This window comes from Caulobacter sp. GW821-FHT10F06, assembly GCF_058809215.1.
On record NZ_JBXASK010000009.1, the window covers coordinates 90354 to 113180 of the forward strand.

General features: G+C 67.5%; 19 protein-coding genes. 10 read left to right on the forward strand and 9 right to left on the reverse strand.

Going from position 1 to position 22827, the window contains the following annotated elements; translation table 11 throughout:
• Nucleotides 1-61: 61 nt before the first annotated feature.
• Together AC1RUS_RS19305 and AC1RUS_RS19310 are read left to right on the forward strand one after the other, a co-directional pair.
• The gene (locus AC1RUS_RS19305) at nucleotides 62-2122 is read left to right on the forward strand and encodes a TonB-dependent receptor (protein ID WP_492918204.1); all 2061 of its coding nucleotides are present in this window, start codon (nucleotides 62-64) and stop codon (nucleotides 2120-2122) included.
• A gap of 164 nt (nucleotides 2123-2286) precedes the next feature.
• Entirely contained in the window at nucleotides 2287-3075 is a 789-nt protein-coding gene (locus AC1RUS_RS19310; protein WP_492918205.1) for a SapC family protein, read from the forward strand.
• Between the two features lie 72 nt (nucleotides 3076-3147).
• Here AC1RUS_RS19310 and AC1RUS_RS19315 read toward each other — a convergent pair whose 3' ends face one another.
• The gene (locus tag AC1RUS_RS19315) at nucleotides 3148-3540 is read right to left on the reverse strand and encodes an acyl dehydratase (RefSeq protein ID WP_492918206.1); all 393 of its coding nucleotides are present in this window, start codon (nucleotides 3538-3540) and stop codon (nucleotides 3148-3150) included.
• Between the two features lie 111 nt (nucleotides 3541-3651).
• On the opposite strand from AC1RUS_RS19315, the gene AC1RUS_RS19320 reads away from it, so the two are divergent.
• Nucleotides 3652-5808: a protein-disulfide reductase DsbD family protein gene (locus tag AC1RUS_RS19320; RefSeq protein WP_492918207.1), complete on the forward strand. Its 2157-nt coding sequence runs from the start codon at nucleotides 3652-3654 to the stop codon at nucleotides 5806-5808.
• A gap of 72 nt (nucleotides 5809-5880) precedes the next feature.
• Nucleotides 5881-6492, forward strand: coding sequence for a redoxin domain-containing protein (locus tag AC1RUS_RS19325; RefSeq protein ID WP_492918208.1), 612 nt, complete (start codon nucleotides 5881-5883; stop codon nucleotides 6490-6492).
• A gap of 118 nt (nucleotides 6493-6610) precedes the next feature.
• Here the strand turns inward: AC1RUS_RS19325 and AC1RUS_RS19330 are convergent, their stop codons facing one another.
• Entirely contained in the window at nucleotides 6611-7090 is a 480-nt protein-coding gene (locus AC1RUS_RS19330; RefSeq protein WP_492918209.1) for a hypothetical protein, read from the reverse strand.
• A 113-nt stretch (nucleotides 7091-7203) separates the two neighbouring features.
• On the opposite strand from AC1RUS_RS19330, the gene pgi reads away from it, so the two are divergent.
• Nucleotides 7204-8823, forward strand: coding sequence for a glucose-6-phosphate isomerase (gene pgi, locus AC1RUS_RS19335; protein ID WP_492918210.1), 1620 nt, complete (start codon nucleotides 7204-7206; stop codon nucleotides 8821-8823).
• Nucleotides 8824-8959: 136 nt separating this feature from the next.
• On the opposite strand, the gene AC1RUS_RS19340 is transcribed toward pgi, so the two are convergent.
• The 5 genes from AC1RUS_RS19340 to AC1RUS_RS19360 form a co-directional block, all read right to left on the reverse strand.
• Nucleotides 8960-11002, reverse strand: coding sequence for a TonB-dependent receptor plug domain-containing protein (locus tag AC1RUS_RS19340; RefSeq protein WP_492918211.1), 2043 nt, complete (start codon nucleotides 11000-11002; stop codon nucleotides 8960-8962).
• A gap of 259 nt (nucleotides 11003-11261) precedes the next feature.
• A complete protein-coding gene (locus AC1RUS_RS19345; RefSeq protein WP_492918212.1) occupies nucleotides 11262-11513 on the reverse strand; it encodes a hypothetical protein in 252 nt (83 codons plus the stop codon).
• Nucleotides 11514-12123: 610 nt separating this feature from the next.
• Entirely contained in the window at nucleotides 12124-12651 is a 528-nt protein-coding gene (locus AC1RUS_RS19350) for a Fic/DOC family protein (RefSeq protein ID WP_492918213.1), read from the reverse strand.
• 56 nt (nucleotides 12652-12707) lie between these two features.
• On the reverse strand, nucleotides 12708-13085 hold the full coding sequence (locus AC1RUS_RS19355; protein WP_492918214.1) for a DUF2188 domain-containing protein: 378 nt from the start codon (nucleotides 13083-13085) through the stop codon (nucleotides 12708-12710).
• Nucleotides 13086-13647: 562 nt separating this feature from the next.
• Nucleotides 13648-14766: a caspase family protein gene (locus tag AC1RUS_RS19360; RefSeq protein WP_492918215.1), complete on the reverse strand. Its 1119-nt coding sequence runs from the start codon at nucleotides 14764-14766 to the stop codon at nucleotides 13648-13650.
• A 303-nt stretch (nucleotides 14767-15069) separates the two neighbouring features.
• Here AC1RUS_RS19360 and hisS point away from each other — a divergent pair, with 303 nt between their 5' ends.
• The 5 genes from hisS to AC1RUS_RS19385 all read left to right on the forward strand — a co-directional run bounded on the left by hisS (nucleotide 15070) and on the right by AC1RUS_RS19385 (nucleotide 20230).
• The gene (gene hisS, locus AC1RUS_RS19365; RefSeq protein WP_492918216.1) at nucleotides 15070-16563 is read left to right on the forward strand and encodes a histidine--tRNA ligase; all 1494 of its coding nucleotides are present in this window, start codon (nucleotides 15070-15072) and stop codon (nucleotides 16561-16563) included.
• Complete coding sequence (locus AC1RUS_RS19370; RefSeq protein ID WP_492918217.1) at nucleotides 16560-17687, forward strand: ATP phosphoribosyltransferase regulatory subunit; 1128 nt, start codon at nucleotides 16560-16562, stop codon at nucleotides 17685-17687. Before hisS ends, AC1RUS_RS19370 begins: the two co-directional genes overlap by 4 nt.
• Nucleotides 17684-18646, forward strand: a complete 963-nt coding sequence (gene hisG / locus AC1RUS_RS19375; protein ID WP_492918218.1) for an ATP phosphoribosyltransferase — start codon at nucleotides 17684-17686, stop codon at nucleotides 18644-18646. Before AC1RUS_RS19370 ends, hisG begins: the two co-directional genes overlap by 4 nt.
• Before the next feature lie 653 nt (nucleotides 18647-19299).
• Nucleotides 19300-19569: a hypothetical protein gene (locus AC1RUS_RS19380; RefSeq protein ID WP_492918219.1), complete on the forward strand. Its 270-nt coding sequence runs from the start codon at nucleotides 19300-19302 to the stop codon at nucleotides 19567-19569.
• 193 nt (nucleotides 19570-19762) lie between these two features.
• Nucleotides 19763-20230, forward strand: a complete 468-nt coding sequence (locus AC1RUS_RS19385) for a MarR family winged helix-turn-helix transcriptional regulator (RefSeq protein WP_492918220.1) — start codon at nucleotides 19763-19765, stop codon at nucleotides 20228-20230.
• Between the two features lie 5 nt (nucleotides 20231-20235).
• On the opposite strand, the gene AC1RUS_RS19390 is transcribed toward AC1RUS_RS19385, so the two are convergent.
• Together AC1RUS_RS19390 and AC1RUS_RS19395 are read right to left on the reverse strand one after the other, a co-directional pair.
• The gene (locus tag AC1RUS_RS19390) at nucleotides 20236-20484 is read right to left on the reverse strand and encodes a DUF6894 family protein (protein WP_492918221.1); all 249 of its coding nucleotides are present in this window, start codon (nucleotides 20482-20484) and stop codon (nucleotides 20236-20238) included.
• Between the two features lie 216 nt (nucleotides 20485-20700).
• Nucleotides 20701-22821, reverse strand: coding sequence for a M13 family metallopeptidase (locus AC1RUS_RS19395; protein WP_492918222.1), 2121 nt, complete (start codon nucleotides 22819-22821; stop codon nucleotides 20701-20703).
• Nucleotides 22822-22827 lie beyond the last annotated feature (6 nt).

A 22827-nucleotide genomic window follows, 5' to 3' on the forward strand; every position in this document is an offset into this window, starting at 1 on the left:
ATGTTATTTCATAACAGTTGCGCTCCAGGCCGCTCCCCCGGCCAAGGTTCAGGATTTTCCCATGTCGCGTCGCGTTATCTTCTCCGCCGTGAGCCTGCTGGCGCTCGGCGCCGCCCTGTCGGCCCAGGCCGAAACCGCCGCCGCCGATCACGCCGTCACCGCCCCGGCCTCCGCCGCTTCGAGCGATGACGCCGAGGTCTCCCGCGTCGTCGTCACGGCCGCGCCCTATGCGGTGTCGCTGGACACCATCACCAGCAGCGTCAACGTCCTGACCCGCGACCAGCTGGACGTGGCCCCTGCCGTCGGCCTGGGCGACGCCCTGAACGGCCTGCCGGGCCTGCGCTCCACCTTCTACGGCCCCGGCGCCTCGCGGCCGGTGATCCGCGGCCTGTCGGGCCCCCGGGTGATGGTGCTGCAGAACGGCGTCGGTCAGGTGGACGCCAGCGCCCTGTCGCCCGACCACGCGGTGGCGTCGGATCCCGGCGAGTCCTCGCGCATCGAGGTGCTGCGCGGGCCGTCCACCCTGGCCTATGGCGGCTCGGGCATCGGCGGCGTGGTCAACATGATCGACGACCGCGTGCCCTCGGCCCGCGCCGACAACGGCGTCGAAGGCCGGGTGGCCGCCTCGGCCTCGTCGGTCGACGACGGCCGCGCCATCAGCGGTGCGGTCAAGCTGAACGCCGGTCCGCTGGTCTTCGCCTTCGACGGCGCCCATCGCCAGAGCGACGACTACAAGATCCCGACCCCGGCGGTCTCCAGCCGCCTGGCCAATCGCGACGGCCTGACCATCGACCCGGACAAGACCGTCAAGAACACCGATGTCGAGATGGACGCCTACGGGGCGGGCGTCTCCTACGTCCATGACACCGGCTTCTTCGGCGTGTCGGTCAAGCGCACCGACACCACCTATGGCGTGCCGTACGAGCAGATCCTGGCCCCGGTCGATCCGGACGCCGAAGGCCCGGTCTCGATCCACCTGCAGCAGACCCGCTACGACCTGCGCGGCGAGCAGGAGATCGACGCCGGTCCGTTCGAGAAGGTCCGCCTGTCCGTCGGTCACGCCAAGTACGAGCACGCCGAGGTTTCGGTCGACACCGGCGAGGTCGGCACCCGCTTCCTGTCGGACGGCACCGAGGGCCGGCTGGAGCTGGTGCAGAAGGAGCGTGACGGCTGGCAGGGGGCGATCGGCTTCCAGGCCCTGAAGCGCGACTTCCAGGCCATCGGCGACGAGGCCTTCGTGCCCTCGACCACCGTCAAGGAACTGGGCGTCTTCGCCCTGCAGCGCCTGGACAAGGACAGCTGGGGCCTGGACGCCGGCCTGCGCCTGGACCGCCGCACGCTGGACACCGCCGTGGCCAAGCGCGACTTCACCAACGTCTCGGCCTCGCTGGGCCTGTTCATCAAGCCGGCCGAGCACCAGTTCTACGCCCTGACCCTGTCGCGCAACGGCCGGGCCCCGACCGAGTTCGAGCTGTTCGCCGACGGTCCGCACCCGGGCACCGGCGGCTACGAGGTCGGCGACGCCAGTCTCAAGTCCGAGAAGGTCACCTCGCTGGAGGCCACCGGCCGCTGGACCAGCGACGACCTACGGGTCGAGGGGCACCTGTGGGCCGCGCACTATGACGGCTTCATCGAGGAGGCTCCGACGGGCGCCCAGGAAGACAACCTGCCGGTCTTCCAGTACTTCCAGACCGGCGCCGACTTCCACGGCGCGGAGCTGGAGACCAGCTACACCGCCTGGCGCGCCGTGGGCCATTCGCTGAAGCTGGAAGGCGTCTATGACTGGGTGCGCGGCGAGACCGACCTGGGCGTGCCGGCCCGCATCCCGCCGTGGTCGCTGACCGGCCGGGTGATCTGGACCGCCCCGCGCGCCGAGGCCCATCTGGAAGTCCGCCGCGTGGGCGACCAGAGCCGCGTGGCCGAGTTCGAGACCTCGACCGACGGCTACACCTCGGTGGACGCCATGGTCACGGTCAAGCCGTTCGCCAATCCGGCCCTGCGCGTCTTCGTCGACGGGCGCAACCTGACCAACGAGGAGATCCGCGAACACGTCTCGTTCCTCAAGGACGTGGCCCCGTCTCCGGGCCGTTCGATCCGCGCGGGCGTGGCCTATCGCTTCTGATCGTTGATCACCGTTCGCTTGTGAGTGGAAAGGGCGGACCCGTTAACCCCAGGGGAGACGGGTCGATTGCCGCGATGTTCTGGATCGGCTAGAAGCGCCAAGCCTTTAACGGCCGGCGGGGCGTCTCGCGCGGTCCGCCCTTTCAGCTTTTTGTAGAGCTATCAATGGAATCGACCCAGTCCGCCGGCGGCATCACCGGCAACGTTCTCTTCTACATCTCGCCCGAGCCGCTGAACCGCGAGCAGCACGCCAAGCTCGCCCTCGTGCACAACGACAAGCCCTACAGCTTCGCCGCCAAGGGCAGCGCCGTGCCGCTGACCGTGACCGAGTTCGCCCCGGCCGCCCTGTCGTTCCCGGTGATCTTCGCCGGCGAGGACCGCGTGCCGCTGGCCGTCATGGGTCTGAACAACGGCGAGAACCTGTTCGTCAACGCCGACGGTTCGATCGAGCCGGGCGTCTATATCCCCGCCTATATCCGCCGCTATCCGTTCGTGCTGGCCAATGACGAGACGCAAGACCGTCTGATCGTCTGCATCGACAAGGGCTCGGCCCTGCTGTCGGAAAGCGGCCAGACCGCCCTGTTCGACGAAAAGGGCGAGCCGACCGAATACACCCAGAACTGCATCAAGTTCTGCGACGACTTCGAAGCCGAACGCCGCCGCACCGACTCGTTCGTGCAGCTGCTGAAGGACAACGACCTGTTCGAACTGAAGACCGCCGTCTTCACCCCGACCGACGAGAACGGCCAACCCGGCCAGCCCCAGACGGTCGCCGAATACTACGGCGTGTCGGAAGAAAAGCTGAACGCCCTGCCGATCGAGAAGCTGCGCGAGCTGCAGACCAACGGCGCCCTGGCCCAGATCTATGCGCACCTGGTGTCGCTGGTCGGTTGGGACAAGCTGATCGCCGTGGCCATGGTTCGCCAGGCCGCGACCTCGGGCGTCGCGATCTAGGCTTTCCTCGGAAAGTCGGAATTCAAGGGCGGCGGGGCTTCGGCTCCGCCGCCTTTTTCTTTGGCCTTGGCCCTACCGCGCGAAGATGCTGCGGGTCAGGCAGGAGAAGACCAGGCGGCCGGCCTCGTCGAGCAGGTCGTGCTGGGCGATGACGATGCCCTTGCCTTCGCCGACCGGGTCCTTGCCCATCACCGTCATGCGGCCGCGTAGCAGCTCGCCCACCGGCGGGTTGCGCATCCAGCGCAGCGCGTCGACACCCAGGCGCTTGGTCTGCGGCCAGGCGGCGCTGGACTCGCTGTCCAGCCGCGCCCAGATCGAGAACACCATGGCGTCCGGCGCGCCGTTCTCGGCCGGCCAGCCCGGCGTGAAGGCGGTGGTGAAGGCCTCCAGCGCCTTGCCGTCGACGGCGCGCGTGCCCAGCGAAACGACCTGACCAATCTCGATATCGTCGAAGGCGGCGGGCATGGGCGGTCTTCCTGTGAATCGCTTTGGACTGTCACCGGTCGGTTGGCCATTGTCGAGAGCGCGCGGGCGGGCCATGTGTGCGGTCAAGTCTTTGCACGGAAGCAGTGCCGCATGTTGATCCGGAAACTCCTCGCGGCCCTTCAGGGCGTGCTCCTGGCCGGCCTGCTTGCGGGCCAGGCGACCGCCGCGCCGGTCGACACCGGACATCTGCAGGCCGAGCTGGTCGCCCAGGACGCCGCCGCCGTGCCGGGATCGACGATCTATGTCGCCCTGCGCCAGAAGATCCAGCCGGGCTGGCACACCTATTGGCGCAATCCGGGCGACGCGGGCGACTCCACCAAGATCGTCTGGACCCTGCCTGCGGGATGGACCGCCGGCGACATCGTCTGGCCGACGCCCGAGAAGAGCCGGGTCGGGCCGCTGCTCGACTATGCCTATACCGGCGAGGTCCTGCTGCCCGTGCCGATCAGCGTGCCGGCCGACGCCAAGCCGGGCTCGACCGTCACCCTGAAGGCCGCCGCCGCCTTCCTGGTCTGCGAGCAGATCTGCGTTCCGGAAGACGCCGTGGTCACCCTGGACCTGCCGATCGTCGCCGGAACGCCGTCGCCGGACGCCAAGTGGGGCAAGGCGGTCGCCGAAACCCTGGCCAAGGCGCCCAAGCCCGCCGGCCTGAAGGCTGTCTTCAAGCTGGACGGCGGGGTGCTGAAGCTGGCCGTCACCGGCGGCCCGCTGAAGGGCGCCGACATGGCCGACGCCTATTTCTATCCCTATTCCGGCAAGGTCATCGAGCACGCCGCCGACCAGACGATCGAGCGCGGCCCCGAGGGCCTGACCCTGGGCCTGAAGCCCGGCTACGACTTCGTCTCGGGCACGGCCCCGACCGAGCTGTCGGGCGTGCTGGCGCTGAAGAGCGGGTCGTTCGAGGTCACCGCCACGGCGGGCGAGGCCCCGGCCGGCGCTTCGGGCCTCGGCGCGCCGCCGGCCTCGGCCAAGACTGGCGCGGCTCCGGCGGGCGGGACCAGCCTGCTGGCCGCCCTGGTCTTCGCCGTCCTGGGCGGTCTGATCCTCAACCTGATGCCGTGCGTCTTCCCGGTGCTGTCGATGAAGGCCGCCAGCCTGGCCGGCCACGCCCACGATCCGGGCAAGACCCGCCTGCAGGGCCTGGCCTTCCTAGTCGGCGTCGTCGCCACCTTCCTGGCGCTGGCCGGGCTTCTGATCGCGGTGCGGGCCGGCGGCGCGGCCGTGGGCTGGGGCTTCCAGCTGCAGTCGCCCGTCGTGGTCGGCTCCCTGGCCCTGGTCATGCTGCTGGTGGCGCTGAACATGTCGGGCGTCTTTGAGTTCGGGACCTCGGTGCAAGGCGTTGGCTCCAGCGTCTCGGCGCGCGGCGGCGTGACCGGCGCCTTCTTCACCGGAGCCCTGGCCGTGGTGGTGGCCGCCCCCTGCACCGCGCCGTTCATGGCCGGTGCCCTCGGCTTCGCCCTGACCCAACCGCCGCTGATCTCGCTGGCCGTGTTCCTGGCCCTGGCCCTGGGTTTCGCCGCGCCGTTCGTGCTGCTGGCCTTCGCTCCGGCCCTGCTGCGCCGCCTGCCGCGCCCCGGCGCCTGGATGGACACCCTGAAGAAGGGCCTGGCCTTCCCGATGTACGCCGCCGCCGCCTGGCTGGTCTGGGTGTTCAGCCAGCAGGCCGGCTCGATCGGTTTGGGCCAGTTGCTGGGCGCGGCGGTGCTGGTCGCCTTCGCCGGCTGGCTGTGGGGTCATGCCCAGCAGCTGCGCTCGAAGGGCAAGCCCAACGCCGTCAGCCTGATCGTCGCCCTGCTGGCCCTGGCCGGCGCGATCGCCCTGGTCGCCCTGACGGCCAAGGCCGCGCCGCCGGCGACGACCGCCTCCGCCGACGCGGTCGCGGCCCCGGCGGGCGAGGGCCTGGCCTCCGAGCCCTGGTCGCCGGAAAAGGTCGCCGCCCTGCAGGCCGAGGGCCGCCCGGTGCTGGTCGACTTCACCGCCGCCTGGTGCGTGACCTGCCAGGTCAACGAGAAGGTCGCCATGTCCGGCGCGGGGGTGACCAAGGTGTTCAAGGACAAGAACGCCGTGCTGCTGCGCGCCGACTGGACCAACCGCGACGCCACGATCGCCGCCGCCCTGGCCGAGCACGGCCGCGCCGGGGTGCCGCTCTATCTGGTCTATCCGGCCAAGGGCGGCGCGCCGGTCATCCTGCCCCAGCTGCTGACCGAGGGTATGGTGGTCGAGGCGATCGAGAAGGCGGCGTCCTGACCGGTTTCGCGTAACGCCAGGATGTGAGAGGCTGGCGGGGCGAGGGGGAACTCTGTCCATCTGGAGCTCGCCATGTCCAACGTCACACGTCGTCTCGTCACCGTCGGCCTGCCGCTGATCGCGGTCGCCGCGCCAAGCCTGGTCCTCGCCGCCCCGGCCCCGGCCTTCACGGCCAAGGACGTGGACGGCAAGATCCGGTCGCTGTCCGAATTTCGCGGCCGGACCGTCGTCCTCGAATGGGTCAACGAGGGCTGCCCCTATGTGAAGAAGCACTATTCGGGGAACATGCAGGGCCTGCAGCAGGCCGCCACGGCCGACGGCGTGGTCTGGCTGTCGATCGCCTCGTCGGCGCCTGGCAAGCAGGGCTACTTCCCCGACGGCGCGACGGCCAAGAGCTGGATGGCGGCCAAGGGCGCCAAGCCGACGACCTTGCTGCTCGACTCCGACGGGGTCATCGCCACGGCCTACAAGGCCAAGACCACGCCGCACATGTTCGTCATCGATAAGGGCGGGGCCGTGGTCTACGAGGGCGCCATCGACGACACGCCCAGCGCCAAGGTCGAGGACCTCAAGACCGCCAGGAACCTGGTCGCCGCCGCGCTGGCCGACGTGAAGGCGGGGCGCAAGGTGGCTGTCGCGTACAGCCAGCCGTACGGCTGCGCGGTGAAGTACAAGGACGCGTAAAAGGCTGTCATCCCGGGCGTAGCGCAGCGAAGACCCGGGACCGCGGTAGGCTCGGAGCTTGTGGCGGTCCCGGCTCGGCGTGCTTCGCACTTGGCCGGGATGACAGTGATTGGGCGCCCTAAGCCGCCGGCTGGGGTGGGGCGGTGATGACCTCAACGTTGTCGTTGAGCAGATAGACCATGTCGCGCAGGGCCAGGTCCTGGTCCTTGACGGTCTTGGCCGCGCTCATGGCCGAGAGCTTCTCGGGCAGGTCCTGGCTGATGCCGCGCAGGATGCACTTGAGGTCGTCGACCGCGCCGCGCTCCTTCAGGGTGATGTGGCCCTTCATGTCGAGGGCCGACAGCTCGCCGATCCTGCCGCTGAACGCATCGAAGCCCTTCAGGGCGACAGCCGGGGCGGCAGGGTCGGCGCCCAGCGACTTGCGATAGGTCTCGACCTGCAGCTTCAGCCCGCCGGCGCGGCGGACGATGTCGGCGAACAGCGGCTCGGCGGCCACCGAGGCCGGGGCGCTGACGGCCGGGACGGTGGTCGGCATCGAGGCGGGGCTGGCCGAGGCGAACCACAGCATGGCGGAAAAAGCGACGGCATCGCAGGACATACGGGGGCTCGCGCAAAAAACGTGATTGGTCCGCCATGACGCGGCGACAACCGTTTGATAAGCCCGCTTCGGTAAACGCCGATTTACCACGTTCAAAATCAAGGACCGCCCGCATGGCCGATCTCGACGCCGCCTGGACCCGCCTGGAAGACGCCGCCAAGGCCGCCGGTGACAAGCGCATCGTCGAGTTCTTCGACAGCGAGCCTGGACGGCTCGAAGTGCTCACCTTGGATGTCGCCGGCCTGCACCTGGATCTGTCCAAGCAGGCCTGGGACGAGGCCGGTCTGGAAGCCGCCCTCGATCTCGCCCATGCGGCCGACGTCGAGGGCGCGCGGGCCCGGATGCTGGGCGGCGAGGCGATCAATTCCTCCGAAGGCCGCGCGGTGCTGCACACGGCACTGCGCGCTCCGGCCGGCGCCGACATCAAGGCCGGCGGGGTTCCCGTCATGGCCGAGGTCGAGGCGGTCCGCGTGCGGATGAAGGCCTTCGCCGAGGCCGTGCGGTCCGGCGAAATCAAGGGCGCCACCGGCAAGCCGTTCAAGTCGATCCTGCACATCGGCATCGGCGGCAGCGACCTTGGGCCACGCCTGCTGTGGGACGCCCTGCGCCCGATCAAGCCGCAGATCGACCTGCGCTTCGTGGCCAATGTCGACGGCGCGGAGTTCGCCCTGACCACGGCCGACATGGATCCCGAGGAAACCCTGGTGATGGTGGTCTCCAAGACCTTCACCACCCAGGAGACCATGACCAACGCCGGCGCGGCGCGGGCCTGGCTGGTCGAGGCGGTCGGCGAGGCGGGCGTGGGCCAGCACCTGGCCGCCATCTCCACGGCGCTGGACAAGACCGCCGCCTTCGGCGTCGCGGACGAGCGGGTGTTCGGCTTCTGGGACTGGGTAGGCGGCCGCTATTCGCTGTGGTCGTCGGTCAGCCTGTCGGTGGCTGTCGCGGCCGGCTGGGACGCCTTCCAGGGCTTCCTGGACGGCGGCGCGGCCATGGACGCCCACTTCGCCAGCGCGCCGCTGGAAAAGAACGCCCCGGTGCTGGTGGCCCTGGCCCAAATCTTCAACCGCAACGGCCTGGACCGCCGGGCCCGCTCGGTGGTCCCGTACTCGCACCGCCTGCGCCGCCTGGCCTCGTTCCTCCAGCAGTTGGAGATGGAGAGCAACGGCAAGTCGGTCGGCCCCGACGGCCAACCGGCCCGGCGCGGCACCGCCACCGTCGTGTTCGGCGACGAGGGCACCAACGTCCAGCACGCCTATTTCCAGTGCATGCACCAGGGCACGGACATCACGCCCATGGAGCTGATCGGTCTCGCCCAATCCGACGAGGGTCCGGCCGGCATGCACGAGAAGCTGCTGTCCAACCTGCTGGCCCAGGCCGAAGCGTTCATGGTGGGGCGCACGACGGCGGACGTCGTCGCCGAGCTGACCGCCAAGGGCGTGTCCGAGGCCGAGATCGCCACCCTGGCCCCGCAACGCACCTTCGCCGGCAACCGCCCCTCGACCCTGCTGCTGCTGGAGCGCCTGACGCCCCAGACCTTCGGCGCCCTGATCGCCCTCTATGAGCACAAGACCTTCGTCGAGGGCGTGATCTGGGGGATCAACAGCTTCGACCAGTGGGGCGTGGAACTGGGCAAGGTGATGGCCGGCCGCATCCTGCCGGAGCTGGAAAGCGGCGCGGCGGGCAGCCACGATCCGTCGACCACGGCGCTGGTCGAGCGGTTGAAGAAGTAGCGCTCACCTTAAGCTCGGTGCGTCCTTCGAGGCCCGCTTGCGCGGGCGCCTCAGGATGAGGAACTTCGTACTGATGTCCTCATCCTGAGGTGCGAGCCTATGGCGAGCCTCGAAGGACGCACGTCGTTTCAAGTCCCTAGAACGTCCGCCGCACGCGCAGCGAGACGAACGTCCGCGGGTCGATGGCGCGGTCTTCGACGAAGGCCACGGCGCGAGTCGTGCGGTCGGCATAGACCGTGCGGCGGATGGTGAAGTCGTCCCAGATGTTCAGCTGGGCGCGGATCGCCAGGGTCGGGGTGGGCTTGTACTCGACGAAGCTCTCGTAATAGCCCGTGCCGCGCCAGATGTTGGTCTGGTCCGGATCATAGGTGGGCTGGCCCAGACGCGGCAGCCAGTTGATCCCCCACTGCAGCTTGTAGCGGGTCAGGTCCTGCTGGAAGCCGACATTGGCCTGGCTGGCCCGCACGCCCGAGATCGGACGCTTCTTGCCCGTCGTCGGATCGGTGACGCTGGTCTCGTTCCAGTCGTTCTTGAAGGTGAAGCGGCCGCCCGGGATGTGGGCCTTGTCCAGCGGCACCACGATGTTGACCGAGAGCCGGTCCAGCGTGCCATTGCCGATATTGCCCGTCGCCGACAGGCCGCCGGGCAGGGGCAGGCGGTCGATGGCGTCGACGATCTTGTCGTGGCGATAGCCGATCGAGACGATGCCCTCGCCCCAGAACCGGCGCTCATAGGTCAGTTCCGAGATCCAGCGCTGTTCGGGCTCCAGATCGACATTGCCGCCATAGACATTGCTGTCGTCGAGGTCCGACGAGGCGGCGAAGTCGCCGAAGTCCAGCTGGCCCAGCTCGCGCTCGAAGCGGAAGCGCAGCTGGTTGTTGGCCATCGGCGTCCAGGTGGCCAGGAAGCGCGGCTTGGCGAAGAAGAAGCTCTTTTCGTTGTCGGCGTCGCCCGACTGCTTGATCGTCGAGGTCTCCAGCCGCAGGCCGCCCTCCAGGGTCAGCTTGGGGTCGACGCGCCAGGTGGCCTTGGCGAAGGCCTCGCCCCGGGTCTCCTCCACCTTCACCGAGGCCGACGGCAGGGGCACGGCCGTTCCGCCGACGCTGTAGGCCTGCTTCACGTCCAGCATGTTGTAGGCCACCTCGCCGCCGGCCTCGAGGGTCAGGGCCTTGGAGCGCTCGTTGCGGACCAGGGCGCGGAAGATCGATTCCGACGAGTCGCCCTTCGCGGTGAACCGCTGCTCGGGCTTGACCGCGCCGCTCAGGGTCTCGTTGCCGGTGGAGACGTTGTCGAAGCTGTTGAACTCGTGCATCGCCCGGGTTTCCAGCGTCCACTGGGGCGCCAGGGGGCGGGTGTAGGTCAGGCCCAGTTCGCCGAATGTCTCGTCCTCGGCATAGGCGCTGCGGCGCAGGGCCACCGGCGACTGGTTCTGCTGCCAGTCCTGCCAGTCGCTGACGCCATAGCGCGCCGTGGCCTCGATCTTCCCGCCCAGCACGGGGCCGGTGTAGTTGCCGCGGATGCTGTTGCTGCCGCCCCAGCCGTCATTGGTGAAGGCCTCGTCGCGCAGCACATTGCCGGCGCCGTCGCGGCGGACCGTGCGGCCCTCGCCGTTGGAGTCGCTGGAGCCCATGCCGTCCGACAGGGTCACGCCCCAGCTGTGGTCGCCCTCGCGGGCCGTGAACTGGTAGGAGCCGCCATAGATGTCGTGGCCGCCGTCGAAGAACATCGCGTTCCAGGTCGCGATCGACTGGCGGCTGCTGGTGGTCTTCAGGATCACGTTCACGATCACCGAATAGCCCTGCATGTCGATGCCGGCCGCGCCGCCGCGGATCAGCTCGATGCGGGCCACCTCGCCGGCCGGGGTGCGCGACAGCACGTTGCTGCCCGTGTCGTTCTTGGAGGCCGGGCGATTGCCGTTGATCAGGATGTTGCCGACCGCGCCCTCGAAGCCTCGCGCGCCCGAGCCGTCATTGACCGAGAAGCCCGGCACGCGGTTGACCATGTCCAGGGCGGTGTTGGGCCGCTGGGCGGCGAAGAAGTCGGGATTGAAGACCAGCACCCCGGTCTGGGCGGCCTCGGCGGTCACCGACCCGGGCGGCGCCTGCTGGGCCTCGGCGGCCAAGGCGGCGCCGGAGATGAGAAAGGTGGCGGCCGTGGCCAGAAGAATGGTCTTGGTCATCAATGTTCCCCTCAGTGAGGAGAGCTGTGGCCACCCGGGGCGTTCATCTCAAGTTACAAGGGGGAAAGGTAGATTAAGTTCAAGTCATCATTACAGGGCGTTCATGTTTGTCGCACGCACCTGGAAACCCGGCGGGCCTGAACATTTACACAGGATAGCGCTGTCTATCGTGTTTGTACTTAGGTTTCCGGCGCGGGAAACACAGGAAGCATCGGCGCGAGATCTCGCGAGATCTTCGCGCCGAGGCCGCCGCTTGGGTCTAGTCGCTGAACAGGGCCAGCTTGGCGCGCCAGTCGTCGTCGGGCACGGCCTCCAGGCTGTCGATCACCGCCAGAATGCCCAGCAGCACCTGGTACTTGGCGCGCCGCAGCATCTCGCCGCCGGCCGCGCGGCTGAAGGCTTCCAGGTCAGCGGCGTCGGACAGCTCGTCGAGGCTCTTGTGCAGGGGGCTGGGGCGCGGGGCGGACGGCGGGGGAGGCGGCGGCGGTTGCGGCGGTCTGAACTTGCTCATGACGGATCTCCGGATCGAGGGACGGGAAGGCGGGGTGACGGGCGCGGGCCGGCGCCGTCCGCCGGCGAAGCGCCGGCGAGGCTGGCCCCGGAAACTTGGGGAGGCGGCGGAGCGTCCGGGCGCGCCCGGATCTGTGGGTAGGGAGTACCGTTTCGACACGTACGGGCGCTCCGCGCGGCCGGTGGACGAAAGCCCTCGGGGCGCGGGGTCTTAACCCGCTCCCGAAAGAGGCCTCCGGCGGGCGGAGCGGGAGGCGACCCCCGATCCGGACCGCGCGGGCGATTTCAGCCCGCGCCTGGCGCGCGTCGTCCGGGCGTCGCCGAGGGGAGTTCCCGGCGGTCCGGGCCTGGCCTGGAGCCGTTCGGCTCCGCCAGACCCCGCCGGGCCCTGCCACGACGGCCGACGGGCGCTACCCGCTCGACCGCCCCCGCCACCCGTCGGATCGCCAGCTGGACGTCCTCCCCGGTGGTGGGGCGAGGAAGAGTATGCGGGCGGTTTCGGAGGGGTTGGACAAGTTTGGAAGCGTGACGGTGCGTGCGGGCGCCAGGGCGTTGAATTTGTTGAGGTCGGGGTGGGGTTATGCTCGTGCGAGGGCGGGGATAGGGGCCGGCTACGGCAGAACGAGATCGTGAATATGAGCCCGCAACGGCGCCTCATCGCCGAAGAAGCCGGCGATCATCGCTTGCAGAAAGCCCTCGGGCTCCAGCCGCGCCAGATCGAGGGGGTGGTCCGCCCTCGCCGCCAGCAGCGTCATGAAGGTCAGCTGGGTCCGGCCATTGCCTTCCCGGAACGGATGGATCGCGTTCAGAGACGTTAGAAACCCCGCCGCCTGTTCGGCGAAGGCGGCGGCGTCCAAGCCCTGCAGCACATCGGCCGCGCTCAGCCTGGCGAACAGCGTGTCCATCTCGGGCGCGATGTATTCTGGATAGCAGAACGGGCTGCGATCCTTGGCCATCCGCACCGTGCGATAGCGCCCTGCCCACGGATAGACGTCCTGAAACAGATGCCGGTGGATCGCGCGATAGTGTGCGGGTGAGAAGCGCCCAGCGGGCAACGGCTCTTCGGCCCGCAGCGCCACGCTGACAGCCTCAAAGGCGCTCAGGTCGTCCTGCTGGCGTAAGGCCAGCCGGTTCTTCAACACCGTCGTGCCGGCGTAACAGTACCGGTCGGCCTCCGCGTCGTAGAAGTCGAGGCTCAGCGTTTCTTGCCGAACTGCAGCGCGACCGCGCGGCGGCGATCCTCGCTGGACGCACCCGCGCGGTCGAGATCGCCCAGCAGGCGCTCGAGATCGCTCGACAGGCTGATGCCTTCGACGGCGGCGATGCGGGCCATGGCGTCGCGCCCGAGCGTCAGGGTTTCGTGGATGCGGCCGTCACGGCCGTGCACTTTCAGCTCACCGCCGGCTTTCCGCAGCGTGGATTGGGCGGCTTCCAGAGCCTCGTTCTGGCTTTCGTGGACAGTGGTTGCGCGGCTGGATCCGTCGCGCTTGACCTGCCAGCCGCCCCGAGCGGGCGCGACATGAACGCGCTGAACGGACGTGGTCGAGGTTTTGGGCGTGTTCGAGCGAGACATGGGTACAAAATGTACCACGAGATGCTGTGGCTATCTGTAGATTTTAGCCCGACCGCCCCAGGTCGGCGCGATCCTTACATCTCTTGGAGGCTGCAGCGTGCTGGTCTGGTCAGGTCAGTCAAGGACGGCCCTCCGGGCCGCCGCGGCGCGGCGACGCGTGCGCGTCGTGTCGGCGGAGTGACCTGCCCAGACCAGCGATCGTCTCGCCGTGAGATGTAAGAAAAGCTACAACTTTCCAGCTGTGCGGCTAACGTGAGTATTTAAAGCTTCCTCAAATCGTTCGAAGATTCCGTCAACAAGCCAAGAAATGTCGTGTTTCCAATCTTGCTTGTACCATCTTCTAACTAGTTCTGATCCATATTCTTCGAAACTATCAAAGTCCGTTCTTTTGTGACTTGTGAGAATTTCAAACACATAGCACCTCTCAAGGCTCGGTGCGCAAGTGACCACAAGTGTCAGTTTTTGAAGTGCTTTAAATTTTGGCAGAAAGCTTATTTTGAGTTGTGCTCGAGATAGCTTGCAGTTAAGGCGAAGGGTCCATGTCTCATCAAAATCGTCATCACTATAAAATGCAGATAGGGCAGAATATCCCATATCCCAAGGTTTTCGCTTTTTCTTGCTTCGAACTATATCGGCGGTAACGAAATCGTCGGGGCGATCTTCCTTGTGCATTGAGCGAATTATAAAGCCACCGGGTGGTGGGCTCCTCAAAGCCGGAGTGCTCAATTGTTTCAATATCGAACAGGGAAGAAAACTCGCCTTGTTCAAATCGGGATTTTATATCGTCGAATAGTTTCCCTGTGAGGCTTTCCATATCTCCTGGCGCAGCGAGCTTCTTCTCGACAGCTTGCAGCGCTTCAAGCAGTGATGGAGCTGCTTCGTTGGTGGGAAGTGTTTCTTCAACGTGCTCGATCTCGTCCTCTTCGTTCTCACCTGCCCATTTGCTTGGGAAAGAGCCTCTGAAGGAATCCAATTTCCGCGCATCTTCGGCAAATAACTCTCGGCCAGCGCTTTGCGAAACGAAGTGCGGTGTTTGATTGTCATTCTCGATATAGGCGTCTCGAAGTGCCGCTATCAAATCCGTATAGAATATTTGACCGTCTTGTTTTCTTATAGCTGCCTTGCAGAAATTTTTTGTAAACTCGCTAAGCGGGTCGCCAGTAAGAGATACTTGGTTATCCAGGCAGGATGAAATTTGAATTACGTTTTGAAACGCCGACTTATCGATTGATGGAAGCGCATGATCTCTCTTTATAAGTAATGTTCCAGAATGACAGGCATCAATAACCTTAACTAATAGATTAGGCGATGCCGGGCGCAATAGATCGTGTAAGTCAGAGTTTGATAATCCGGTTTCGTTCGGTCTTTTTGAGTCAAAATTGGTCGCGCAATAATAGAATTCTGATTCATGTTGGTGGCCATGGCCGCTAAAAAACAAAAATATATCGCCTGAAGGCGTGTTTTTATCGACAATGTCGCGTATCTCATCCTTGAGAATATCTGATGAGATGTTGAGAAGCGTCTTTATTACATCATATCGCCCAGTTGCACTCAGCAGCTCGCGAATTGCTTCAACGTCGCTTTCACAGCAAGGCAGCGGAGCTTGATGCTTGTAGCTGCTATTTCCGATCAAAATTGCTAGGTTTGCCATGCTGCTTAGGTTGCGAGCGTGGGCGCGCAAACACAACCCCCGCTTTACCTGAAAGCGCAGCCTATACGTGCCGATGTTTCCTGGTCGGCCACGTTCTACGATTCTCACAGCTCTTATCTTTGATTACTTCCCCCACGCCCCCCGCTAGGCTATAGCGCCCCCCGATGACCCGCACGCCGCACCATCACGGCCGCCACCACCATCCGACCTCGCCTCGCGGGATCGGCCGGGTCCGCTCGCTCTAGAAGCAAGCCCCCTGCCTGAGCCCCGCCTAGCGGATGGGGCTTGAGCGCAAGCGCCATCCGTCGAAGCCTTGAAGTTCTAAGGACGACGATGACCGACTCCCCCGCCAAGACCGAAGAGACCTTCCGCCCCGAGGCCCGCAATCCGCGCGGCTTCGCCGACAAGCGCGCGCGCGACCTGCGCGCCGAGCGGGCCATCCTGGAGGCGGTGTCCAAGGTCTATGAGCGGCATGGCTTCGAGGCGCTGGACACCGGGGCCTTCGAATATGCCGACGCGCTGGGCAAGTTCCTGCCCGACGCCGACCGTCCCAATGAGGGCGTGTTCGCCTTGCAGGACGACGACGAGCAGTGGATGGCGCTGCGCTACGACCTGACCGCGCCCCTGGCCCGCTTCGCCGCCCAGAACTGGGAGACCCTGGCCAAGCCGTTCCGCCGCTACGCCTACGGGCCGGTGTGGCGCAACGAGAAGCCCGGCCCCGGCCGCTTCCGCGAGTTCATCCAGTGCGACGCCGACACCGTGGGCTCGGCCCGGCCCGAGGCCGACGCCGAGATCATCGCCATGGCTGTGTCGGGCCTGGAGGCCGCCGGCCTGCCGCGCGGCTCGGCGGTGGTGAAGATCAATAATCGCAAGCTGTTGAATGGCCTGCTGACCGCCGCCGGGGTCGAGACCAACGGCCAGAAGCTGGGCGTGTTGCGCGCCGTCGACAAGCTGGATCGCCTGGGCGTCGAGGGCGTGCGCCTGCTGCTGGGCGAGGGGCGGCTGGACGAGAGCGGCGCCTTCACCAAGGGCGCGGGCCTGGTGGGCAAGGCGATCGACTCGGTGCTGGACTTTGTCCAGGCGGGGTCGGGTGGCCGGTCGGAGACCCTGGCCAAGATTGCCAATGTCATCGGCGGTTCGGCCGAGGGCGACGAGGGGCTCAATGAGCTGGCCCTGATCGACGCGGCCCTGAAGAGCCTGGGCGTCGCCGACGACCAGGCGCTGTTTGAGCCCTCGATCGTGCGGGGGCTTGAGTATTACACCGGCGCGGTGTTCGAGGCCGAGCTGCTGCTGTCCACCACCGACGAGAAGGGGAACAAGGTCTCGTTCGGCTCGATCGGCGGCGGCGGGCGCTATGACGACCTGGTGGCGCGGTTCACCGGCCAGCAGACCCCGGCCACGGGCTTCTCGTTCGGCGTCTCGCGACTGGCCTCGGCGCTGAAGGCGGCCGGTCGCGACGCGGCGGGCGAGGCGCGCGGGCCCGTCGTGGTCATCGTCTTCGACCAGGCCCACATGGGCGAGTACTTCTCGGTGGCCACCGAACTGCGCAACGCCGGAATCCCGGCCGAGGTCTATCTGGGCTCGTCGGGCATGCGGCCGCAGATGAAATACGCCGACCGCCGCATGGCCCCGGCCGCCATCATGCTGGGCGGCGACGAGATCGCCGCTGGCACGGTGACGATCAAGGACCTCGACCTGGGCCGCGAGCTGGCCTCGGGCGTGGCCGACAACGCCGCCTGGAAGGCCGAGCGTCCGGGCCAGCAGACCATACCGCGCGGCGAGCTGGTGGCCGCCGTGCGTCGCATCATCGCCGGGGGTGATCAGTGAGGCTGGAACGCGCCATCCCGACGGCGGCGCTGGACGCCGTCCGCGCGCCGTTCGTCGCCGCCGGCGCCGCGCCGACCGACGCGCCGGTGCTGCAGCCCCTGGGCCTGCTGCTGGACCTGGCCGGCGAGTCGATGCGCTCGCGGCTCTTCGTGGTGTCCGGCGACGGGGGCGAGGAGGCCTGCCTGCGCCCCGACTTCACCGTCGCCATCGCTCGCGAGCACCTGGAGGCCGGCGCGGCCTCGGGTCGCTACTTCTATGAGGGCAAGGCCTTCCGCGTCGCGCCGCGCGGCAGCGACCGGGCCGAGGAGTTCCTGCAGCTGGGCGTCGAGGCCTTCGAGGCCGGCGACCCGATCGCCGCCGACGCCGAGATCGCCGCCCTGGCCTGGGCCTCGTCCGCCGCCGGCGGCCGCTCGGACCTGTCGCTGCTGCTGGGCGACGTCGGGCTGTTCGCCGCCTTCGTCGACAGCCTGGACCTGGCCGGTCCCCTGGCGGCGCGGCTGAAGCGCGCCTTCACCCGGCCCCGTCAGCTGAAGGCCGAGCTGGACGGTGGCGTCGAGGTCACCGGCGAGCAGAGCAAGATCGCGGCGCTCCTGGCCGGCCTGCCCGAGGGCGAGGCCTCGGCGGTGCTGCAGGAGCTGTGGTCCCTGGCCGGCATCGAGCCGGTCGGCGGTCGTCGTCCGGCCGAGATCGCCCATCGCCTGGTCGAGCGCGCCGAGGCCGCCAAGGCCGGTCGTCTGTCGCCGGAGCAGGCCGATGCGGTCCGGGCCTTCCTGGCGGTCAGCGATCGTCCGGGCGCGGCCCTGGACGCCATCGCCGCCCTGGCCGGTCCGCAGCGCGCGGCGCTTGACGCGGCGATCGACGGCTGGCGCCAGCGCCTGGCCGGCATGGTCGCTCGCGGCGCGCCGGAGGATCGCATGACCCTGGCCGCCGCCTTCGGGCGGGCCTTCGGCTACTACGACGGCTTTCTGTTCGAGGTGCGCAGCGCCGCCCTCGGCGACGAGCGGCCCGTGGCGGCCGGCGGCCGCTATGACGGCCTGCCCGCGCGACTGGGCGCCGAGACGAAAACCGGCGCGGTGGGCTGCATGGTCCGTCCCGCCCGAGCCTATGCGGGAGGCGGCGAATGAGCGCCCCTATGATCTTCGCCATTCCCTCGAAGGGCCGCCTGAAGGAGCAGGTCGAGGCCTGGCTGGCCGAGTGCGGCTTCAAGCTGGAGATGACCGGCGGCGCGCGCGGCTATTCGGCCGAGCTGTCGGGCCTGCCCGGTGTGTCGGTGCGTCTGCTGTCGGCCGGCGACATCGCCGCGGGCCTGGACGCCGGCGAGCTGCACCTGGGCGTCACGGGCGAGGACCTGCTGCGCGAGCGCGGCGACGACATGGACAGCCGGGTGATGCTGTTACGCGCCCTGGGCTTTGGCCGCGCCGACCTGGTGGTGACCGCGCCCAAGAGCTGGCTGGACGTCGACACCATGGCCGACATCGACGAGGTCGGGCACGCCCATCTGGCCCGCACCGGCCGCCGCCTGCGGGTGGCGACCAAGTACGTCACTCAGACCCGGGCCTTCTTCGCCCGCCACGGCGTGGCCGACTACCGCATCGTCGAGAGCAGCGGCGCCACCGAGGGGGCCCCGGCCGCCGGCGCGGCGGAGCTGGTCGTCGACATCACCACCACCGGCGCGACCCTGGCGGCCAACGGCCTGAAAATCCTGTCGGACGGCGTGATCCTGAAGAGCCAGGCCCAGCTGACCGCCTCGCTGATCGCCGACTGGTCGGAGGACCAGCTGGACGCCCTGCGCCGGCTGCTGTCGGTGGTCGAGGCCAAGGGCCGCGCGGCCAAGCTGGCCGCCCTGGTCTGGCCGACCGAGCAGGACGACCTGGCCCAGGCCGCCGTCGCCGCGTTCGTCGCCAAGGGCGGCTCGCGCCGGGCCAATGGCGCCCTGCTGGCGACCGCCGACCTGTTCGACGCCGCCGCCGCCCTGGCGGATGCGGGAGTCGAGCCGGTCACCGTTTCGCGCCCGGACTATGTTTTCGAGTCCCGGTCCAAGGTGCTGGACCAGCTGGCTGCTCGCCTGAAAGGTAATATTTGACTGTTATGTCAAAAATACGCTGAGAGAACGGTGATAAGTTTGACCCGTGCGTCCAAACTACGGCCTTTTCGTCAAAAAAGCGCTGAACCCGTTACAGAAAGCCGATTTGGTCGTTGACGCCGTCACGATTTTGACGTTTCTACACCTTGCAAGGAAGAACAGAGCCCCAACAGAGAGCTCCCTTCCTTCGGCGTTTCGGGGAGGAAACGCCCGCCTAGATCGAATGATCGAGAAAATAGCCAGCCCGTCGCGATTATCCCCCGCGGCGGGTTTGGTGTATCTGGGCCCCGGTTCCCAGATTTGACGGAATTGTCAAAAATAGTTCCATCGCTCTGCAGCGGCCGATTGTCGGTCGACATCCCTCCGCCAAGTTCGGTCCGTGGACCCAGGACCGTCCGGTGCCGGGCGGGCGCGGGGGCTTCCGGCCGGCTATCCGCACGGTCTCTTCGGCCATGCCGCCCAGAATGCGGCGTGGGCGGCGTCCTGATGGCGCGGCTTGAGGAAACCGCGTTCGCGCAATAGATGAGGACGTCTTCGATCCGGACCGAGGTGACGCTATAGCTGTCGCGCGATCTCCGCCGCGCGAAGGTGGGTCCAGATGAGGAATTGAAGTGACCAGCGCCCGAACGCTTTCTCCGCGTCAGGTTTCAGCCGTGAGGCTCTACGCCCAGGACGTCGAGGCCGCGGCCCGGAGCGGCAGCCCGGCCAGTCGCCAGGCGGCCCAGGACGCGCTGAACGCCGCCCAGGCGGCGCTGACGCCTCGGGAAGTGGCGATCCTGAAGGTGGTCGTGGTCGGCGGCCGGTCGATCGCCAATGTCGCGGCCGGCGCGCGCCGCCTGGCGACCGACATGGAGGACCTGTTCCTCCTGGCCAGCAGCAAGCTGGCCGATCATTACGCGGCGCGAATCGGCGCGGTGTCCTGACCGCGGCCACTTTTGAGCCGCTCTCTGCATGTGATCTGGGCGTCGCCGGCAGCCGTCGCGCGAAAACAACACGTGTCAGGTGAATCCTTCCGGCGGGCCGGGCGTTCACGGAACATGGGTCTTCGAAGCGGCGTTTCCGAAACCGCCGCAGCTTGACCACGTTGCGGCCCGACGAAGGAGCGAGACCAAGATCGTGAAGGCTTCCGCCTCCCAGTTCACCGAGCGGCTCTACCGCGTCGAGCAGCATCGCAGGATGCTGGTCGCCGACGCTCTGTCGAACAAGAACCTCACCCTGTCGCAATGGATCGCGCTGTGCACGCTGACGCGGGACGGCGCCAGCAGCATGACCGACCTGGCCAACGCCAGCGCGCTGGACCGCACCTCGCTGACGCGCACCGTCGATAACCTGATCCCCAGGGGCCTGGTGGCGCGCTACACGCCGCCGAGCGATCGCCGCACGGTGATGGTCGAGGCCACCGCCAAGGGCCGCAAGCTGGCCGAGGTGATCGGCGCCGAGCTCGAGGCGCTGGAAAGCCAGTGGCTGGTGGGCCTGACCGACGACGAGCAGGGCTGCCTGTCGGCCGGTCTGGAGAAGATCCTGTCGGCCCTGCCCTCGGGGGGGCGCAAGACGGCCAGGCCCGTAGACGCGGTGGGCCGCTGAGCGCTTCAGCTGTCGAGGCGGGGCGACCCGGTCGGATCGACCGGGATGTCGAGGGTTTCGAGGGTCTCACCCTCGTCGTCGAGAATGTGCATGCGGAAGCTGCGCCCGGGGCAGAAGACGTCGGGATAGTCGCGTTTCAGCGCCGCCGACAGACGCACCGCTTCGCGGCGCGCGGCCGAGCGATCCCTCAGGACCATGCCCTCATCGTCGGGAAAGCTGTCGGCTCCCCGAACCTCGAAATGAAAGCGGGGCATCCTCCCTCGCCAGTTTCCGCGTCCCCCCGCGTGGATGCGAAGACGGCGCCAGCCCGAAGAGAGGAACGTCGGATTTCTCGTTTTGGATGCAAGCGAACTCGCGCTGGGGTTGGGTGACGGTCCGGAGGACCGACAAACGCCCAACAAAAAGGGCCGACGCTCTCGCGCCGGCCCTTCGTGTTCCAAGAGCGGCGAGCCGCTCCTGATCTCTCTACGCTACCAGATCTTCACGCGATCGGCGGGCGCGACGTACAGCTTGTCGCCCGGCTTGATGTCGAACGCGCTGTACCAGCCCGGCTGATTGCGGACGGTGCCGTTGACGCGATAGAGGGCCGGCGAGTGCGGGTCGCTGGCGATCTGCTGCTTCAGGGCGTCGTCGCGCGACTTCTGGCGCCACACCTGGGCCCAGCCCAGATAGACGCGCTGGTCGCCGGTGAAGCCGTCCAGCACCGGGGCCGGCTGGCCCTTCAGCGAGACGTGGTAGGCGTCCAGGCCGAAGCCCAGGCCCGACATGTCGCCGATGTTCTCGCCCATGGTCAGGTCGCCGTTGACGTGCATGCCCGGGAAGGGCTCGAACGCCGAGTACTGAGCGCCCAGCTTGGCCTTCTGGATCTCGAACTTGGCGGCGTCTTCCGCCGTCCACCAGTCGCGCAGCACGCCGTCGCCGTCGGACTTGCGGCCCTGGTCGTCGAAGCCGTGGCCGATCTCGTGGCCGATCACGCCGCCGATGCCGCCGTAGTTGACGGCCGGATCCGCGTCGGGATGGAAGAACGGAGCCTGCAGGATGGCGGCCGGGAACACGATCTCGTTGTTGACCGAGTTGTAGTAGGCGTTGACCGTCTGCGGGGTCATGCCCCACTCGGTCTTGTCGACCGGCTGGTTCAGGCGCTCGACGTCGTGGCGGTAGTCCCACACGCCGGTGCGCTGGGCGTTGCCGTAGGCGTCGCCTTCCTTGATCTCCAGCTTGGAATAGTCACGCCAAGTGTCGGGATAGCCGATCTTGACGGTGAACTTGGCCAGCTTGTCCTGGGCCTTGGCCTTGGTCTCCGGGCCCATCCAGTCGGACGCGTCGATGCGGGCCTTCAGGACGGTGCGGATGTCGCCGACCAGGGCGACCATCTTGGCCTTTGAGGCGGGCGGGAAGTAGGCGGCGACATATTCCTTGCCGACCGCTTCGCCCAGCATGCCGTTGACCGCGCCGACGCCGCGCTTCCAGCGGGGACGCTGCTCGGGCTGGCCGGCCAGGGTCTTGTTGCGGAACTCGAACTGGGCGTCGACGAAGCGCTTGGACAGCATCGGCGCGCCGCCGTCGATCACCTTGAACGCCTGCCAGGCCTTCAGGGTCTCGATCGGGGTGTCGGCGTAGATCTTGGCGTACTTCGGGAACGAGGTGTTGGTCGTGACGATGAAGCGGTCGACCTTGGGCAGCTCGGTGCCGACCAGGTAGCGGTTCCAGTCATAGCCCGGGGTCAGGGCCTGCAGCTCGGTCAGGGTGGCCGGGTTGTAGGTTTTGTCGCGGTTGCGGCGCTCGACGCGGGTCCACGAGGCGTCGGCCAGCTTGGTCTCGAAATCGACCACGGCCTTGGCGCTTTCGGCCGGCTTGTCCCAGCCGCCCAGGGTCAGCATCTTCTCGACATAGGCCAGATAGGCCGTCTTCTTGTCGGCGAACTTGGCGTCCAGATAGTAGTCGCGGTCGGGCAGGCTGAGGCCGCCGGTCGAGGCGTAGACGGCGTAGCGCTGCGGGCTCTTGGCGTCGGTCGAGATGCCCAGGCCGATCAGGGCCGAGTAGGGGGTGGTCGAGCTCTTGCCCATCAGGGCGGTGAACTCGTCCTTGGTCTTGATCTTCTTGACGCCGTCCAGCCACGGCTGGATCGGCTTGGCGTCCAGCGTCTCGATAGTCGCTTCGTCCATGAAAGCGCGGTAGGCGGCGCCGATCTTGGCCTTCTCGCCGGTCGCGGCCTTGTCGGCGGCGGCGGCTTCGATGATCGCCTTGGTGCGGGCTTCCGACAGTTCCGACAGCTTGTCGAAGTTGCCGTAGCGGGTGCGGTCGGACGGGATCACCGTCCTGGCGTCCCAATTGCCGTTGGCGAACTTGTAGAAGTCGTCGCCCGGCTTCACGGACGTATCCATGCCCGAGATGTCGAAGCCCCAGGCGCCGTACTTGGGCGAGTCCAGCGAGGTCACGTCGCCGGCCGCGACGCCCTCGGCGAGGGCGGGCAGCAGCGATTGGACGGTGCAGGCGTCATTGACGCACGCATGCTCTTCGTGAGCCTGCGCGCCGAAGGCGGACATAGACAACGCAGCCACGGCGGCGGCGGCGAACCAAACTCGTTTCATGGAAAT